At 70.3% G+C, this 14,482-nt stretch carries 15 protein-coding genes and 1 pseudogene; 7 read left to right on the forward strand and 9 right to left on the reverse strand.

Annotated elements, in window-relative coordinates; all coding sequences use genetic code 11:
• Positions 1-7 precede the first annotated feature (7 nt).
• The 3 genes from ABD357_RS36615 to ABD357_RS36625 form a co-directional block, all read right to left on the reverse strand.
• On the reverse strand, positions 8-1,027 hold the full coding sequence (locus tag ABD357_RS36615; RefSeq protein WP_344395594.1) for an ABC transporter permease: 1,020 nt from the start codon (positions 1,025-1,027) through the stop codon (positions 8-10).
• A complete protein-coding gene (locus ABD357_RS36620; RefSeq protein ID WP_344395596.1) occupies positions 1,024-2,541 on the reverse strand; it encodes a sugar ABC transporter ATP-binding protein in 1,518 nt (505 codons plus the stop codon). The genes ABD357_RS36615 and ABD357_RS36620 overlap by 4 nt, the downstream gene beginning before the upstream one ends.
• Before the next feature lie 191 nt (positions 2,542-2,732).
• Positions 2,733-3,914 carry an ROK family transcriptional regulator gene (locus ABD357_RS36625; protein ID WP_189326998.1) on the reverse strand — a complete coding sequence of 394 codons (1,182 nt, stop codon included), beginning with the start codon at positions 3,912-3,914 and terminating at the stop codon, positions 2,733-2,735.
• 669 nt (positions 3,915-4,583) lie between these two features.
• Here ABD357_RS36625 and ABD357_RS36630 point away from each other — a divergent pair.
• On the forward strand, positions 4,584-4,994 hold the full coding sequence (locus tag ABD357_RS36630) for a PaaI family thioesterase (protein ID WP_344395597.1): 411 nt from the start codon (positions 4,584-4,586) through the stop codon (positions 4,992-4,994).
• A gap of 12 nt (positions 4,995-5,006) precedes the next feature.
• Here ABD357_RS36630 and ABD357_RS36635 read toward each other — a convergent pair whose 3' ends face one another.
• The 6 genes from ABD357_RS36635 to ABD357_RS36660 form a co-directional block, all read right to left on the reverse strand.
• On the reverse strand, positions 5,007-5,684 hold the full coding sequence (locus ABD357_RS36635) for a GntR family transcriptional regulator (RefSeq protein WP_344395599.1): 678 nt from the start codon (positions 5,682-5,684) through the stop codon (positions 5,007-5,009).
• 144 nt (positions 5,685-5,828) lie between these two features.
• The gene (locus tag ABD357_RS36640) at positions 5,829-6,767 is read right to left on the reverse strand and encodes a beta-ketoacyl-ACP synthase III (protein ID WP_344395600.1); all 939 of its coding nucleotides are present in this window, start codon (positions 6,765-6,767) and stop codon (positions 5,829-5,831) included.
• Positions 6,768-6,902: 135 nt separating this feature from the next.
• On the reverse strand, positions 6,903-7,058 hold the full coding sequence (locus ABD357_RS36645) for an MFS transporter small subunit (RefSeq protein ID WP_344395601.1): 156 nt from the start codon (positions 7,056-7,058) through the stop codon (positions 6,903-6,905).
• Positions 7,030-8,358: an OFA family MFS transporter gene (locus tag ABD357_RS36650; RefSeq protein WP_344395602.1), complete on the reverse strand. Its 1,329-nt coding sequence runs from the start codon at positions 8,356-8,358 to the stop codon at positions 7,030-7,032. Before ABD357_RS36650 ends, ABD357_RS36645 begins: the two co-directional genes overlap by 29 nt.
• A gap of 138 nt (positions 8,359-8,496) precedes the next feature.
• On the reverse strand, positions 8,497-8,814 hold the full coding sequence (locus ABD357_RS36655; RefSeq protein WP_344395603.1) for a hypothetical protein: 318 nt from the start codon (positions 8,812-8,814) through the stop codon (positions 8,497-8,499).
• 22 nt (positions 8,815-8,836) lie between these two features.
• The gene (locus ABD357_RS36660) at positions 8,837-9,103 is read right to left on the reverse strand and encodes a hypothetical protein (protein WP_344395604.1); all 267 of its coding nucleotides are present in this window, start codon (positions 9,101-9,103) and stop codon (positions 8,837-8,839) included.
• Between the two features lie 370 nt (positions 9,104-9,473).
• On the opposite strand from ABD357_RS36660, the gene ABD357_RS36665 reads away from it, so the two are divergent.
• The 6 genes and pseudogenes from ABD357_RS36665 to ABD357_RS36690 all read left to right on the forward strand — a co-directional run bounded on the left by ABD357_RS36665 (position 9,474) and on the right by ABD357_RS36690 (position 14,351).
• Positions 9,474-9,953 carry an SPW repeat protein gene (locus ABD357_RS36665; protein ID WP_344395606.1) on the forward strand — a complete coding sequence of 160 codons (480 nt, stop codon included), beginning with the start codon at positions 9,474-9,476 and terminating at the stop codon, positions 9,951-9,953.
• Between the two features lie 397 nt (positions 9,954-10,350).
• A pseudogene (locus ABD357_RS36670) lies at positions 10,351-10,518 on the forward strand (nucleotidyltransferase domain-containing protein); the annotation flags it as partial.
• 397 nt (positions 10,519-10,915) lie between these two features.
• Positions 10,916-11,320, forward strand: coding sequence for a PepSY domain-containing protein (locus ABD357_RS36675; protein ID WP_344395607.1), 405 nt, complete (start codon positions 10,916-10,918; stop codon positions 11,318-11,320).
• A gap of 29 nt (positions 11,321-11,349) precedes the next feature.
• Entirely contained in the window at positions 11,350-11,994 is a 645-nt protein-coding gene (locus tag ABD357_RS36680; protein ID WP_344395609.1) for a hypothetical protein, read from the forward strand.
• Positions 11,995-12,186: 192 nt separating this feature from the next.
• Positions 12,187-12,918, forward strand: coding sequence for a response regulator transcription factor (locus ABD357_RS36685; protein WP_344395611.1), 732 nt, complete (start codon positions 12,187-12,189; stop codon positions 12,916-12,918).
• Positions 12,915-14,351, forward strand: a complete 1,437-nt coding sequence (locus ABD357_RS36690) for a sensor histidine kinase (protein ID WP_344395612.1) — start codon at positions 12,915-12,917, stop codon at positions 14,349-14,351. Before ABD357_RS36685 ends, ABD357_RS36690 begins: the two co-directional genes overlap by 4 nt.
• Positions 14,352-14,482 lie beyond the last annotated feature (131 nt).

Genomic DNA, 14,482 nt, shown 5'->3' on the forward strand with positions numbered 1-14,482 from the left:
TAGGGCGTCAAGTCGTGTGTGCGGTACGGCGCTGGACGAGCACGGCGGCGACGATGATCGCGCCCTTGGCGATCTGCTGGACGTCGCTCTGCAGGTTGTTCAAGGCGAAGATGTTGGTGATCGTGGTGAAGATCAGGACGCCGAGCACCGAGCCGACGATGGTGCCGCGCCCGCCGCTGAGCAGCGTGCCGCCGATGATCGCGGCCGCGATGGCGTCGAGTTCGTACAGGTTGCCGTTGGTGTTCTGGCCCGAACCGGACAGCACGACCAGCAGGAAGGCGGCGATGCCGCAGCACAGCCCGGAGAGCAGATACAGGTACAGCCGCTGCCGGCGTACGTCGATGCCCGCGAGCCGGGCCGCCTCCGCGTTGCCGCCGACGGCGACCGTCCGCCGCCCGAAGGTGGTGCGGTTGAGCAGAAGCCAGCCGATGACGGTGACCACCGCGAAGACCATGACCAGCGGCGGGATGCCCAGGATGTAGGCGTCGCGTCCGCCGAGGTCCAGCACGCTCTGGACCGTGACGACCTGGGTGTTTCCGTCGGTGATCTGCAGGGCGAGCCCGCGGGCCGAGGCGAGCATGGCGAGCGTCGCGATGAACGGGACCATGGCGCCGTACGCGATCAGCATGCCGTTCACCAGGCCGCAGCCCACGCCGACGATCACCGAGGTGAAGAGGATGCCGATGAAGCCGTATTCCTGGGTGGCCACGGTCGTGGCCCATACGGAGGCGAGCGCGACGATCGCGCCGACGGACAGGTCGATGCCGCCGGAGACGATGACGAAGGTCATGCCCACGGTGACGACACCGATGACCGAGGCCTGGGTGAGGACGAGTTGGAGGTTGCGGGTGTCGAGGAACTGGTCGGGCTTGGTGATGCCGCCGATGACGATCAGGGCGGCGAGTACGCCGAGCAGCGAGAGGGTGCGGACGTCGGCGCGGGCCGTGAGCGCCCGCCAGGGGCTGGGTCCCTCCACCGGCGACATTTTCGGGGTGTCATCCCGGGGCGGTGATGCGTGCTGCGTCATGACGCCGGAGTTCCTTCCATGACGAGGTCGAGTACGCGGGGTTCGTCGAGCTCCCGGGCCGGCGCCGTGTGTACGACGTGGCCCTCGCGGAGCACTAGGACGCGGTCGGCGAGCCCGAGGACCTCGGGGACTTCGCTGGAGACCAGGAGCACGGCCAGGCCTTCGTCGGCGAGGCGGCGGATGACGGCGTACAGCTCGGCGCGGGCGCCGACGTCGACGCCGCGGGTGGGCTCGTCGAGCAGCAGCACCCGGCAGCCGCGCAGCAGCCAGCGGGCCAGTACGGCCTTCTGCTGGTTACCGCCGGAGAGGGTGCGCACGGGTACGGAGGGGTTGTCGGGGCGCAACGACAGCTCGCGCGTGGCCTTGAGGGCCGCTTCCCGCTCGCCACTCCGGTCCAGCCAACCCCCGTACGAGAAGCGGGACATGGAGGACACGGACACGTTCCGCGTGACGGACTCCAGCATCAGCAGGGCCTGCGCCTTGCGCTCCTCGGGGGCGAGCCCGAGCCCGGCGCGGACGGCATCCCGTACGCTGCCCGGCTTCAACCGCCTTCCCCCGACAAGGACTTGACCCGCAGACGGCTTGCGCGCGCCGTAGATGGTCTCCAGGATCTCGGAGCGTCCGGAGCCGACGAGTCCGGCGAGGCCGACGATCTCGCCCGGCCGGAGGCTCAGGTCGAGCGGCGCGAACTCCCCTTCGCGGGCAAGGCCTTTGACCTCGAGTACGGGTTCCGGGAGCGCGTCGTGCACGGGCCGCTCCGGAAAGACGTACTCCACGTTCCGCCCCGTCATCAGCGCCACGACCTCGCTCGTCGGCGTCGACTTCGCGGGCAGCCCGCCGGCCACCGCTCGCCCGTCCTTCAGTACGGTCACGCGGTCGCCGATGCGGCGGATCTCCTCCAGGCGGTGCGAGATGTAGACGACGGCGACGCCGTCGGCGGTGAGGTCGCCGACGATGCGGAAGAGGTTGTCGACCTCGTCGGGGTCGAGTGCGGCGGACGGCTCGTCCATGACGATGAGGCGTACGTCGTGGGAGAGCGCCCGCGCCATGGAGACGATCTGCTGCTGGGCGGCGGACAGGTCGCCGACGAGCCGGGCCGGATCGATCTCGGGGTGGCCAAGTCGCTTGAGCAGGGCGGCAGTTGAGGAGCGCGCGCCCTTGCGCCGTACGACGAAACCGGCGGCCGTCGGCTCATGGCCCAGGTAGACGTTCTCGGCCACCGACAGGCCCTCCACCAGGTCGAGTTCCTGGTAGATGGTGGCGATACCGAGGCGCATGGCGGCGATCGGCGAGCGGAGGGTGACGGGGTCGCCGCGCCAGCTGATGGTGCCGTTGTCGGGCTGGTGGGCGCCGGCCAGGACCTTGATGAGGGTGGACTTCCCGGCGCCGTTCTGGCCGAGCAGACAGTGCACCTCGCCGGGCTGGACGTCGAGGTCGACGCCGTCGAGCGCGCGGACGCCGGGGAACGACTTGGTGATCCCGGACATGGTGAGCAGCGGTGGTTCGGATGCCATGACGGTTCCCCTTGGCGGGCGTGCGGGCCGGTTCAGGGCAGGGCGGGGTAGGGCAGGGGCGGTGCGGGGTGCTGAGCTGGAGTGATGCAGGGTGCTGTGCTGGAGTGGTGATGCAGAGTGCCGTGTCGGAGCGGTGCGGGTGCTGCGCTGGTGGCTTTACGTGCGGCCCTGGTGGAGCGTGACGTGCTGCGTCAAGCAGGTGAGAACAGATGGTCGCTGATGAGCCGGGCCGCGCCGATGACTCCGGCGGTGGGCCCCAACTCCCCTAGGACGATCGGGAGGTTGCCGGTCGCGAGGGGCAGCGACTGGCGGTAGACCTGGGTGCGGATCGCGGCGAGAAGGGTGTGGCCGAGGCCGGTCACCCCACCGCCGATCACCACCAGGCCGGGGTTGAAGAAGCTGACGAGTCCGGCGATGACCTGGCCGGTGCGGAAGCCGCCCTCGCGGATCAGATCGAGCGCGGTGGTGTCGCCCGCGACGGCCGCGGCGGCGACGTCGACGGCGCTGAGGCTGCCGTTCGTCTCCAGGCGGCTCGACAGTTCCGGCGACAGCCCCTGCTGGGCGGCTTCCGTGGCGTCGCGCGCGAGTGCGGCGCCGCTGAAGTGGGCTTCCAGGCAGCCCCGGTTGCCGCAGGCGCACTGGCGGCCGTCCGGTACCGCGAGGATGTGGCCGATGTCGCCGGCACTGCCCGTCGTACCGCGGTAGACCTCACCGCCGACGACGATGCCGCAGCCGATACCGGTGCCGATCTTGACGCAGAGGAAGTCGCCCACGGAGCGTGCGACGCCCGCGTGCTGCTCCCCCATGGCCATCAGGTTCACGTCGTTGTCGACCATGACGGGGCAGCCGAGGTCCTGGCTCAGCGCCTCGCGCACCGGGAACCCGTCCCAGCCCGGCATGATCGGCGGGGCGACCGGGACACCCTCGGGGAAACGGACGGGTCCTGGTACGCCGATACCGGCGCCGTCGAAACCCTCCGCGAGCCCTGAGGCCCTCAACTTCGCTGCCATGGACAGGACTTGCTCGAAGACCGCGACCGGGCCCTCGCGTACGTCCATGGGCTGATTGATGTGTCCCAGCACTTCCAGCTCGGCGTTGGTGACGGCCACATCGATCGACGTCGCGCCGATGTCCACGCCGAGGAAGCGCAGAGCGGGCGCGAGCCGGATGTTGTGGGACCGGCGGCCACCGCGCGAGGCGGCGAGTCCGTCGGCGACCACGAGCCCCGTCTCCAGGAGCCGCTCGACCTCCACGGCAAGCTTGGACCGCGACAGATCGACCCGATCGCCCAGCTGGGCACGGGAGTTGGGCCCGTCGTCACGCAACAGCCTGAGCAGCCGCGCCTGGTGGGCGTTCGCGGGTCGCGCCGTCATACGTCTCACGAGCCCCTCCCCGCCTCATCGGCACAGCTTCGTCGTGCTTTCGAGGGGAACGTAGCAGCGGTTGCCGGGGCTGGGAAGAAGTTGCGCAGGAATTCGTACCGACTTTTTCCACTCACAGGACAAAGAGCGGCGACTCTGGTGGCGAGGTCACGGGGAACTTGGCTGCCGGGGTGCTCCACGGTGTTTTCGCCCCGCCGCCCCTACCCATTCCCGTCACCTGGGGTGGTGCCCCAGTCCCCCCTTCGGGGCTTCGCCCCTGGACCCCGTTTTCGGGGGCCAGGGGCGGACCCCAGGGGCGGAGCCCAGGGCGGGGTCCAGGGCGGGGTCCAGGGCGGACCCCAGGGCGGGGTCCAGGGCGGACCCCAGGGCGGGGTCCAGGGCGGACCCCAGGGCGGACCCCAGGGCGGACCCCAGGGCGGACCCCAGGGCGGACCCCAGGGCGGGGTCCAGGGCGGACCCCAGGGCGGACCCCAGGGCGGGGTCCAGGGGCGGAGCCCCAGGGGGTAGGGGCGGCGGGGGCGAAACCCCCCTCGGTACCGCCTCTTGCTGAGTGCTCACGGTCCCCGGGCCCGTTACCTCGGGGGTAATCGACGCTCGCTCAGTGCCCGGCCAGGCTGGCGGCGTACTGCCTGATGCCGTCTTCCCCGAAGGGATCCCGCCATGCCCGAGAAGCCGTCCCCGGCCCCCGACGACCTGCTCGCCGCCGTGCCGTTCGGCAGCCGGCTCGGCATCCTTCTGGAGGAGGCCGAGCCGGACCGCGTCATCGGCACACTGCCGTGGTCACCGGACCTGTGCACGGCTGGTGACGTGCTGCACGGCGGAGCGCTGATGACGCTCGCCGACACGGCCGGCGCCGTGTGTGCGTTCCTCAACCTGCCGCCGGACGCCGCCACGTCGACCGTCGAGTCCAAGACCAACTTCTTCCGCGCCGTCCGCTCCGGCCACGCCCGCGCCGAGTCCCGGCCACTGCATGTGGGCCGCTCGTTCATCGTCGTCCAGACGGATCTGTACGACGCGGAGGGCCGGCCGGTGGGACAGACGACACAGACGCAGGCAGTGCGGGGAGGCTGAGGCGGGGGGGCGCTACGCCCGCTGCCGCGCGTGATACGTCCTACGCGTGTGCTCCGTGTGAGCGCGCATGACCTCCGTCGCGCGCTGTTCGTCGCGGGCCGAGATCGCCGCGATGAGTTCGCGGTGTTCGATCCAGGACTGGTGGCCGCGCCGGCGGGCGACCGGCGTGTAGTACCAGCGGACCCGGCGGTCGACCTGCGCCGCCAGCTCCGCGAGGACCGCGTTGCCCGCCAGCTCCATGACCTTCGCGTGGAAGCGGGCGTTCATCGCGACCGCGCCGTCCACGTCGTCGGCGTCCACCGCCCGCTCGCCCTCTGCGCACAGCTCCTCAAGGGCGCTGATGCCGGCACTGCCCGCAGCGGCCGCGGCGAGCCGGGCCGCCTCGGCCTCGAGGAGCGTACGGACCGTGAGGAGCTGGTCCGCCTCCTCCTCCGTCGGCTCGTGCACGAACGCGCCCTGCGCGGGCCGCAGATCGACCCAGCCCTCGGTGTTCAGGCGCTGCAGGGCCTCGCGCACCGGCTGCCGGGAGACCCCGAGATGCCCGGCGAGCTCGCTCTCGACCAGGTGCTGGCCGGGCTGCAGGGCGCGCGTCGTGATGAGTTCGAGGAGCGCCTCGTAAACACGGTCCCTGAGCGGCCCCGGCCGTTCGAGCTTGGGCACCGCCCCCTGCGGCAGTCCTGTCGACAACATCGCGGTCCCCCTCCTGGGCAACGGCAGCGTGGCAGCCGGAAAGCCGGTGCGGCCAGTATCAATTGTCTTTCGTCTACAGTCTACGGCGCACAACGACCAGGGCGAGGGGGAGTTGGACGCGTCACACCACCGCGAACTCGCACGTCATGGGCAGCGGACCACCTGTCCCGCGTACGACAGGTTGCCGCCGAAGCCGAAGAGCAGCACCGAGTCGCCGGTGGAGATCTCCCCGTGTTCGACAAGCTTCGAGAAGGCGAGCGGGATGCTCGCGGCGGACGTGTTGCCGGACTCGGCGACATCGCGCGCGACGACGGCGTTCACGGCGCCGATCTTCTCGGCGAGCGGCTCGATGATGCGCAGGTTCGCCTGGTGCAGGACGACCGCGGCGAGGTCCTCGGGGTCCAGGCCGGCCCGCTCGCAAGCCTTGCGCGCGATGGGCGGGAGCTGGGTGGTGGCCCACCGGTAGACGCTCTGCCCCTCCTGCGCGAACCGCGAAGGCGTGCCCTCGATCCGTACCGCGTGCCCCATCTCGGGCACGGAACCCCACAGAACCGGCCCGATACCGGCCTCCTCCGAGGCCTCGACGACCGCGGCCCCCGCCCCGTCCCCGACGAGCACGCAGGTCGTACGGTCCGTCCAGTCCGCTACGTCGGACATCTTGTCGGCGCCGATGACGAGCACCCGGCTCGCGCCCCCGGCGCGTACGGCGTGGTCGGCGGTGGCCAGCGCATGCGTGAAGCCCGCACACACGACATTGAGGTCCATCACGGCCGGGGACGGGATGCCGATCCGGGCGGCGACCCGCGCGGCCATGTTCGGCGAGCGGTCGACCGCGGTGGAGGTCGCCACCAGGACCAGATCGATGTCGTCGGGTGCGAGTCCCGCCGCCGCGAGGGCCTTGGCGGCGGCGTGCGCGGCCAGCTCGTCGACCGGTTCGTCAGGTCCGGCGATGTGCCGTGTGCGGATGCCCACCCGGCTCCTGATCCACTCGTCGCTGGTGTCGACCAGACCCGCCAGGTCCTCGTTGGTGAGTACCTTGGCGGGCTGATAGTGGCCGACGGCGGCGATGCGTGAGCCGATCATGGGCGGTCCCCCTCGTTGCCTGGGTGTAGGACCCACCAGTCTGTTCGGGTACTCACGGGTACGAGGACAGGTGAAGCCACAGGAAAGCGGCGTCAGCCTTGTCGGCTTTTGTTGAACGCTCGGACACCCGAGCACTTACCCGGTGAACAGCTGCGTCGCCTTCCGCACCAGTTCGTACAGACCGTAGGCGAGCGGCGCCCCCACCCACAGCCAGGAGAAGGCGATCAGTCCCCGGCGGCCGGGCGGACTGGAGGCCGGTGTGCTAGGCGGACTGCTGTCGCTCGTGGACATCGGCGGCCTCCTTCGGGGCGGGGATGTGGTGGCGGGCGTGGACGGGGCGTACGAGTTCGTTGGCGACGAAGCCGACGGCCAGCAGCCCGATCATGATGATCAGCGACAGGCCGTACAGCGCCTCACCGGACTTGCCCGCCTCTTCCTGCCGGTCGGCGATCCAGTTGACGATCAGCGGTCCGAGGACTCCGGCGGTCGACCAGGCTGTGAGCAGCCGGCCGTGGATCGCGCCGACCTGGTAGGTGCCGAAGAGGTCCTTGAGGTAGGCGGGGATGGTCGCGAAGCCGCCTCCGTAGAAGGAGAGGATCACCAGCGCGCAGACGATGAACAGCGGCTTCGAAGAGTCCCCCACCCACGCGATCAGCGCGTACATCAGGGCGCCCGCGCCCAGATACAGGCGGTAGATGTTCTTGCGCCCGACCAGGTCGGACGTCGACGACCAGACGATACGGCCCGCCATGTTGGCCGCCGAGAGCAGCGCGACGAAGCCGGCTGCCGCCGATGCCGAGACCGGCGTCGAGGTGTCCGCGAAGAAGTCCGTGATCATCGGGGCGGCCTTCTCGAGGATGCCGATGCCCGCGGTGACGTTCATGCAGAGGATGATCCACAGGCACCAGAACTGCGGCGTGCGCACGGCGTTGCGCGCCGACACCTGCACGCCCTCGTAGGCACTCGGCCCGGAGGCCACCGGCTTCTCTGTGCGCGGCACGCGCACCAGGAGGACGCCGAGCAGCATGAAGACGGCGTACGTCAGCCCGTGTACGAGGAAGGCGAGCGCGATACCGGAGCTGTCGGAGCCGAACGACTCCAGCATCTGCGCGGACCAGGGCGAGGCGATCAGCGCACCGCCGCCGAAGCCCATGATGGCGATGCCGGTGGCCATGCCGGGCCTGTCCGGGAACCACTTGATGAGCGTCGAGACGGGCGAGATGTACCCGATGCCGAGACCGATCCCGCCGACGAAGCCATAGCCGAAGACGATCAGCCAGTACTGCTCGGTGGCGGCCCCCAGCGCCGACAGCAGGAAGCCGGACGAGAAGCAGCACAGGGCCACGGTCATCGCCCAGCGCGGCCCGTTCCGCTCGACGAGCGTGCCGCCGAACGCCGCGGACAATCCGAGCATCACGATGCCCAGTTGGAACGGCAGCGCGCTCTGCGTACCGCTGAGGTCGAGCGCGGACTCCAGGGGCGGCTTGAACACGGACCAGGCGTAAGCCTGACCGATGGAGAGATGGACGGAAAGGGCGGCCGGCGGAACCAGCCAGCGACTCCAGCCGGGTGGGGCTATGGGGGGACTCATGATCCCGAACGATAGGAATTTGGCGCCCAGTTGGGAAGTCGGCCGGCCCGAACAGGCCGACGGTATGCGATGAACGGTATCCCGGGCGCGACGAACGGTCGTCGGGGGCCGACGGGCGGCATACCGTGTCAGGAGTGATTACGAGGGTGCGTCCTTCCCGGTGGTGGCTTGTGATGTCGCTGCCAGCAGTGGGGTGGGGGACAGCAGCTCCGTTGCGGCTCTGCCGTGCAGGGAATCCAACCTCTCGCTCTGCTGCCCCGCCCTTTGCAGCAGTTGCTCCAGGCGGTCGGAGTCCAGGCGTGAGTCCTGTGCCGATACGGAGAGCAGGGCGCGCCAGAGCAACGCCTTGCCCTGCGTCCCCAGCCGCAGTGCTTCGAGTTCAATCAGCACGGTGAGGCCGAGCGACGCGGCAGGCGCCCGTTGGGCTTCACACGCCCGGTCTTCTCGCCAAGCCATGCCCCGTAGACCTTGTAGTGCTTTACGGGAACGTCGAGGTCTGCCAGGAGTCGCAGCAGGGCCTGCCGGTCCTGCGAGATCTCCGCCGCAGGTTCTTCAGGTCGTCGCCGTATGGCGAATCTCCGTGCTCCTGGGCCATGCTCCGGGCCAGCTCAACACCGGCCGTCGCCCCGGCAAGGTAGTCATTGAGATAGATGTCCAGTCTTCTCTGCCGGGTCTGACCGTCGCCGGTACCTCGTGCTGTCACGTTCATGATTTCTCTCAGGGTCTCGAAGCTGTCGACGTTCACCGAGTGCCCCGGCTGAGTCAGTCAACCTCTGCCTCGAGGCTGCGTCTGTCCAACCCGCTGGCCGCCGCTCTGATCGCCTTCGGCGCCGGTCTGCCGACCGCCCGAGACCGCCACCGGGGCCGCCGAAGCCACCGGCGAGCAGGCCCGTGGGCTAGCCGGCCAGGTCGCCGTGCAGGGGAGAGCATCCGGGCAGCAATTGGCAGAAGAGACACAGGAGCAAACGCGCGGCTCGCCTCAGTGGTACGGACGGCCACGGTGAGTTACCGCTGTATTGGCACGTCAGCGCCTTTTGGCCCTCGATGGAGGGAGCTGGAATGTGGGTACTCGTTGATGCGCATCCGGAGATCACGCAACCTCGGAGGTGACAGGAATGACAACCTCTCCTCGATCATCCATGGAAACCCATCCCGACATCCTCGACATGCGCACGCGCCACGAGATGGCCGAGCGCGCGGCGACCACCCCCCAGGCGCAGACCGTGGAGACGATGGCTCTCCTCACGGGCCTGTACCTGGCGGCGTCGCCGTGGATCGCGGGGTTCAACGGCCTCACGACACTGGCCGTCACCAACCTGATCGTCGGCATCGCCTATGCGGTTCTGATGAGCGGTGGTTTCGGACGTGCCTACGAGCGGACGCACAGCATGGCGTGGGCGGCCTGCGCCCTGGGCGTGTGGACCATCGTCGCCCCCTGGGTCGTGGCAGGTGACGTCACCTCTACGAGGTCCATCGTCAGCAACGTCATCGTGGGTGGCGTCGCTCTGCTGCTGGGGCTGGCAGCCAGCGCCGCCGCCCGCCAAGCCGACTCACGTCGGTCAACTGGCCGAAACCGCGGCATGCCGGCTGCCTAGAGGCCTGCCGGAGCCCGCTTGGCTTCATCAGGCGACCCCTGCGCCCCGCTCACCCGGCAACGGGCGGGGACCCAAGCGCGGCTCCGGCGACACGCGTCCGACGACTGACGCCTCCTATGGACCGCCGGCCTCGGCGGTCCATAGGGATGGGCGGGAGCCAGGGACCGTCGGCGGGTTTCCGCGTGTACGGATCCAACTGTCAGCGGGCGAGCAGGCACGCCAGCAAGTCACCGCCCACCTGAGGGGTGCGCTCCTCCCTGCTGAGCGGGGTGTAGGCGGTCCAGCCGAAGTCAGGCGCGCCGGGCCAAGGCCAGCGAACTCGCCGCCCTGGGACGGGCGGAGGCCGCCATGCTGGGCCTCTCCTGCATGAGCGAGCGCACGCTGGAACGGCTGGCCGCCCGGATCATCCTCATGCTTCGTGACGGGTACCATCCACGGGACATCAGTCCCGTGCTTGTCCGCCGAACAGCAGGTCTGCTTCCACCAGGGCTACGAGCCATCGGAACGCGATCGTCACGACATGGCACAACTCCGCCGGGCCTTCGGCATCGCAACGCACTTCTGATCCACGTCGGTGGGCGGAGACCCTCCTCACGTTGAGTGACTGACCGGGGTCTCTGAGCCGCGAACCATCAATCAAAGAACCCGCCAACCAGAGATCAAAGACGCCACGCGACGAGCAGGTTCGGCTGCGGCACCCGCCAACTATCGATCAAAGTCACAGCACGTGCGACGTTGATCGGTGGTTGGCGGATTTGATCCGCAGTTGGCGAGCAAGGGGTCAGCCATCCCAGCGGCGGCCCCGATGACAGCGGCGGTGGCGAAAGATTGGTCGCTTGCTGGTCTGCTGCTGTCACTTCTCTGGGCTTGCTCTAGAAGGCGTGTTTCTAGGGTCGTTGACGTTCCCCCGGAAGTCCGGCTCCCGGACTCACTCAGCACCCCTACCGCTCTGGAGACACCTGATGCGTGCAATGCCCCGTCGTGCCCTGGCCGCCGTTCCCGCCGCCATTCTGATGTTCGCCCTGGTCGCCTGTGGCGGCGGTTCCGACTCTGGTGATTCCGCAGCTGGCGCGAGCGATACGCAGGCTGCCGCTCCCACCCAGGACGGCGCCGCGAATGAGGAGGCGGAAGGCGGCGATGCGGTGGAGACGCCACTGACCGGCGAGGCGAAGCAGAAGGCCGAGGCGGCGGCGCTGGCGGCCTACCCGGGCACGGTGGTCAAGTCCGAGGAGGACGCGGAGAACCCCGGCATGTACGCCGTGGAGATCAAGAAGGCGGACGGCAGTGAGGTCGAGGTCTACCTCGACCCCGCGACGTACAAGGTCGTCAAGACCAAGGACGAGGAGGCCGAAGAAGCCGGCAGTTGATGCCTGGCCGGCCCGGATAGAGGAGCGCCATGCTCACCGGCCCCGCACACCCCGCACCGGCCCAGCAGCCGGACCCGGATGCAACGGCGGTGCTCGCCGCCGATACCTTCGACTCGGCGGATGGCGGCTACGGAGACCGCTACGCGGAGGACTCTTTCGACTACCCCGACCACCCCTCGCCCGCGCCGGCGCAGTCCTGGTCGGCGGGCGAACTGCCGCCCGGCTTCGCGTCGGCTGTGGGTGCCGCTGAGGAGTCGGAGAGCGCGGACGTGGGGCAGCGGCGCGCGGACGGAGACCGCTCGCGCCCGGCGGGCCGGTGGCAGCAGGTGGCCGCCTGGCGCAGGCCGGCCCTGGTGGTCGCCGCCGCACTGGTGGTCATGAGTGGCTTCGGTGTGGCCCTGTCGATGGTGAGTGACACGGTCTCCTCCGATTCGGTGCCCAGCGGCTCCGGCGGTACCGCACCGGTGTCCGCGCCGAAGTCGCCCCCCGAGTCGTCTCTTCCTCCGGATGCCACGGCCTCCGTCTCGCCCCCTGCCGCTGGTGGAGCCGGCGGAGACGGTGCGTCTGTCGCGCCGAGCCCGACCGGCCTCCTTCCCAGTACCGGCGAACAGGGCGACGACGAGCATGGGGAGGACGGCGGACGCGAGGACGGCGACCGCGCCGACGACGACTGACTCCCCTCGGCGTCCGGCGCTGTCGCTGCCCCGCTACTGCCGCCCGGCTGGTCCCTCGCTCCCGCTCGACCGGCCGGGCGGCTCACCCTGCGTTGCTGTCGCAGTCGTGACGCATCATCCGATTCCCCAGGTCCCAGGCGGGTTCTCGTGAACACCCCAACTCCCGTGGCACAGCTGTGCGAGCCTGTCGCCATGCGGCTGCTGTTGATCGAAGACGACGACCGGATCGCCGGGCCACTCACCGAAGGGCTGGGCCGCTACGGCTACACCGTGGACCGGGTGCGCACCGGCGCCGCCGGACTGGCCGATGCCGCCGCCGCGCCCGATCTGGTCCTGCTCGACCTCGGGCTGCCGGACATGGACGGCCTGGACGTGTGCCGCAGCCTGCGGGCCCGCTCGCCCATCCCGATCATCATGATCACCGCCCGGGGTGAGGAGGCCGACCGGGTGGCGGGCCTGGAACTCGGCGCGGACGACTACATGGCCAAGCCCTTTGGCGTACGGGAGTTGGTGGCCCGCATCCGCGCCGTCACCCGCCGCACCGGCGCTCTGCCCGCCGTCCCGCCGGGACCGGACGCGATGCCCAGCGCGCCTGTGGCGGCGTCCGCGCCGCAGCAGCTCGGCCCGCTGCACCTCGATCGGCGCACCCGCCAGGTCCGCCTCGACGGCCGCGACGTCGCTCTGTCCCCGAGGGAGTTCGACCTGCTTGTCTTTCTCGCCCAGGATCCCGGCGCTGTGCACTCCCGCCAGCAGATCATGGACGCGGTGTGGGATCCGCATTTCTTCGGCCCCACCAAAACCCTCGACGCCCACGTCGCCGCGCTGCGCCGCAAGCTCGGCGACCCGGCCTGGATCACGACCGCGCGCGGTGTCGGCTTCCGCCTGACGGTGCCCGGGGATTCACCGCCCGAGGCCGCCCGATGACCCGGCGCCTGCTGTACAGCTATCTCGGCCTGGCCCTGCTTGTGCTGGCCGGCCTGGAGATCCCACTCGGCTATCTCTACGCCCGCGGCGAGACCTCCCGCTTCTCCCAGACCGTCGAGCGCGACGCGACGATGCTCGCCGAGGTCACCGAGGAGACCATCGAAGAGGGCAACCTCGCGGAACTGCCCAGGCTGATCGGCGACTACACCGCCCGCACCCGTGGCCAGGTCGTCGTGGTCGACCGCGCTGGGATCGTGCTGGCCGCCTCCGGAGCCGCCGTGCGCTCGGGCACGAACCTGTCCGCCGAGCCGGACATCGCCACCGCCCTGCGTAACCGTCCGGCCACCGGCACCCGCACCGGCGCCGACGGCGGCGAGGTCCTGTATGCCACCCAGCCGGGCTCCTCCGGCACCACGATCCGCGGTGCGCTGCGGCTGACGTATCCGATGACGATGGTCACCGAGCGGGTGCAGCGGATCTGGCTCGCCCTGGCCCTGGCCGGAGCCTCCGTTCTGGCCGCGGTCGCGCTGGTCGCCTTCACTCTGGCCCGCTGGATCACCCGCCCGCTGCGCACCCTGCACCGCGCCACCACCCAGCTCGCCGACGGCCACCTGACCAACCCGCCCGACGCCACCACCGGCCCGCCCGAACTGCGCGAGCTGGCCGCCTCATTCACGCACACCGCCAGCCGCCTGCAACAACTGCTGGACGCTCAGCAGGCGTTCGCCGGCGAAGCCTCCCACCAGCTCAAGACGCCACTGACCGCGCTGCGTCTGCGGCTGGAGAACTTCGAGCCCTACCTCGACCCGCGTGCCCATGACAGCCTGGAAGAGGCCGTCGGCGAAGTCGAGCGGCTGGGCCGCATGGTGCACGGACTGCTCGCCCTGGCCCGCCTGGAGAACTCGGCCACCACACCGGAGCCCGCCGACCTCGACGCCGTCCTGGCCGACCGCGCCGCGATGTGGGAGTCGCTCGCCGCCGAACAGCACGTCACCCTTGCCGTCACCGGAACGACGACGGGCCGGGTATGGGCGATCCCCGGCGCCCTGGAGCAGGTCATCGACAACCTGATCGCCAACGCGCTCCGCGTCTCCCCGCCCGGCACCACACTCACCCTCAACCGCGCCCCCGGCGCCGCACTCCACGTCATCGACCAGGGCCCCGGCATGCCGTGGGCGGACCGGGAACGGGCCTTCGACCGGTTCTGGCGCGCCTCGGACTCCCACCACGACGGCACCGGCCTCGGCCTGCCCATCGTCCGCCACCTGGTCCGCGCCTCCGGCGGAGAGATCACCCTCCACCCGGCCCCCGGCGGCGGACTGGACGCCCGCGTCCGCCTCCAACCCGCCCCACCGGCACACGGGTTCAGCGCGCCGCAGCGTGCCGCGAACGGCTCGTCTCGATCAGCACGGGCAGCAACGACAACACGCTGACCAGCGCGATCAAAGGCGGACGAACAGGGGCCAATGCCGGCCGTCAGGAAGTCCCAGCAAGGTCACGCCGAATCGTCCGCGCCGTGCCGTGCAGGAGCCTCGAATGCGGCGTAGGAGGGCGGCTGCGGGAC

Source organism: Streptomyces vastus, assembly GCF_039532825.1.
Taxonomy (GTDB): domain Bacteria; phylum Actinomycetota; class Actinomycetes; order Streptomycetales; family Streptomycetaceae; genus Streptomyces; species Streptomyces vastus.

Excerpts from the sequence above, each read along its gene's own strand:
- ABD357_RS36615 (WP_344395594.1), bottom strand. The coding sequence starts at position 1,027 with ATGACGCAGCACGCATCACCGCCCCGGGATGACACCCCGAAAATGTCG.
- ABD357_RS36680 (WP_344395609.1), top strand. The coding sequence starts at position 11,350 with ATGCTCACCGGCCCCGCACACCCCGCACCGGCCCAGCAGCCGGACCCG.
- ABD357_RS36655 (WP_344395603.1), bottom strand. The coding sequence starts at position 8,814 with ATGGCTTGGCGAGAAGACCGGGCGTGTGAAGCCCAACGGGCGCCTGCC.
- ABD357_RS36625 (WP_189326998.1), bottom strand. The coding sequence starts at position 3,914 with ATGACGGCGCGACCCGCGAACGCCCACCAGGCGCGGCTGCTCAGGCTG.
- ABD357_RS36630 (WP_344395597.1), top strand. The coding sequence starts at position 4,584 with ATGCCCGAGAAGCCGTCCCCGGCCCCCGACGACCTGCTCGCCGCCGTG.
- ABD357_RS36635 (WP_344395599.1), bottom strand. The coding sequence starts at position 5,684 with ATGTTGTCGACAGGACTGCCGCAGGGGGCGGTGCCCAAGCTCGAACGG.
- ABD357_RS36675 (WP_344395607.1), top strand. The coding sequence starts at position 10,916 with ATGCGTGCAATGCCCCGTCGTGCCCTGGCCGCCGTTCCCGCCGCCATT.
- ABD357_RS36650 (WP_344395602.1), bottom strand. The coding sequence starts at position 8,358 with ATGAGTCCCCCCATAGCCCCACCCGGCTGGAGTCGCTGGCTGGTTCCG.
- ABD357_RS36640 (WP_344395600.1), bottom strand. The coding sequence starts at position 6,767 with ATGATCGGCTCACGCATCGCCGCCGTCGGCCACTATCAGCCCGCCAAG.
- ABD357_RS36645 (WP_344395601.1), bottom strand. The coding sequence starts at position 7,058 with ATGTCCACGAGCGACAGCAGTCCGCCTAGCACACCGGCCTCCAGTCCG.
- ABD357_RS36620 (WP_344395596.1), bottom strand. The coding sequence starts at position 2,541 with ATGGCATCCGAACCACCGCTGCTCACCATGTCCGGGATCACCAAGTCG.
- ABD357_RS36665 (WP_344395606.1), top strand. The coding sequence starts at position 9,474 with ATGACAACCTCTCCTCGATCATCCATGGAAACCCATCCCGACATCCTC.
- ABD357_RS36685 (WP_344395611.1), top strand. The coding sequence starts at position 12,187 with ATGCGGCTGCTGTTGATCGAAGACGACGACCGGATCGCCGGGCCACTC.
- ABD357_RS36690 (WP_344395612.1), top strand. The coding sequence starts at position 12,915 with ATGACCCGGCGCCTGCTGTACAGCTATCTCGGCCTGGCCCTGCTTGTG.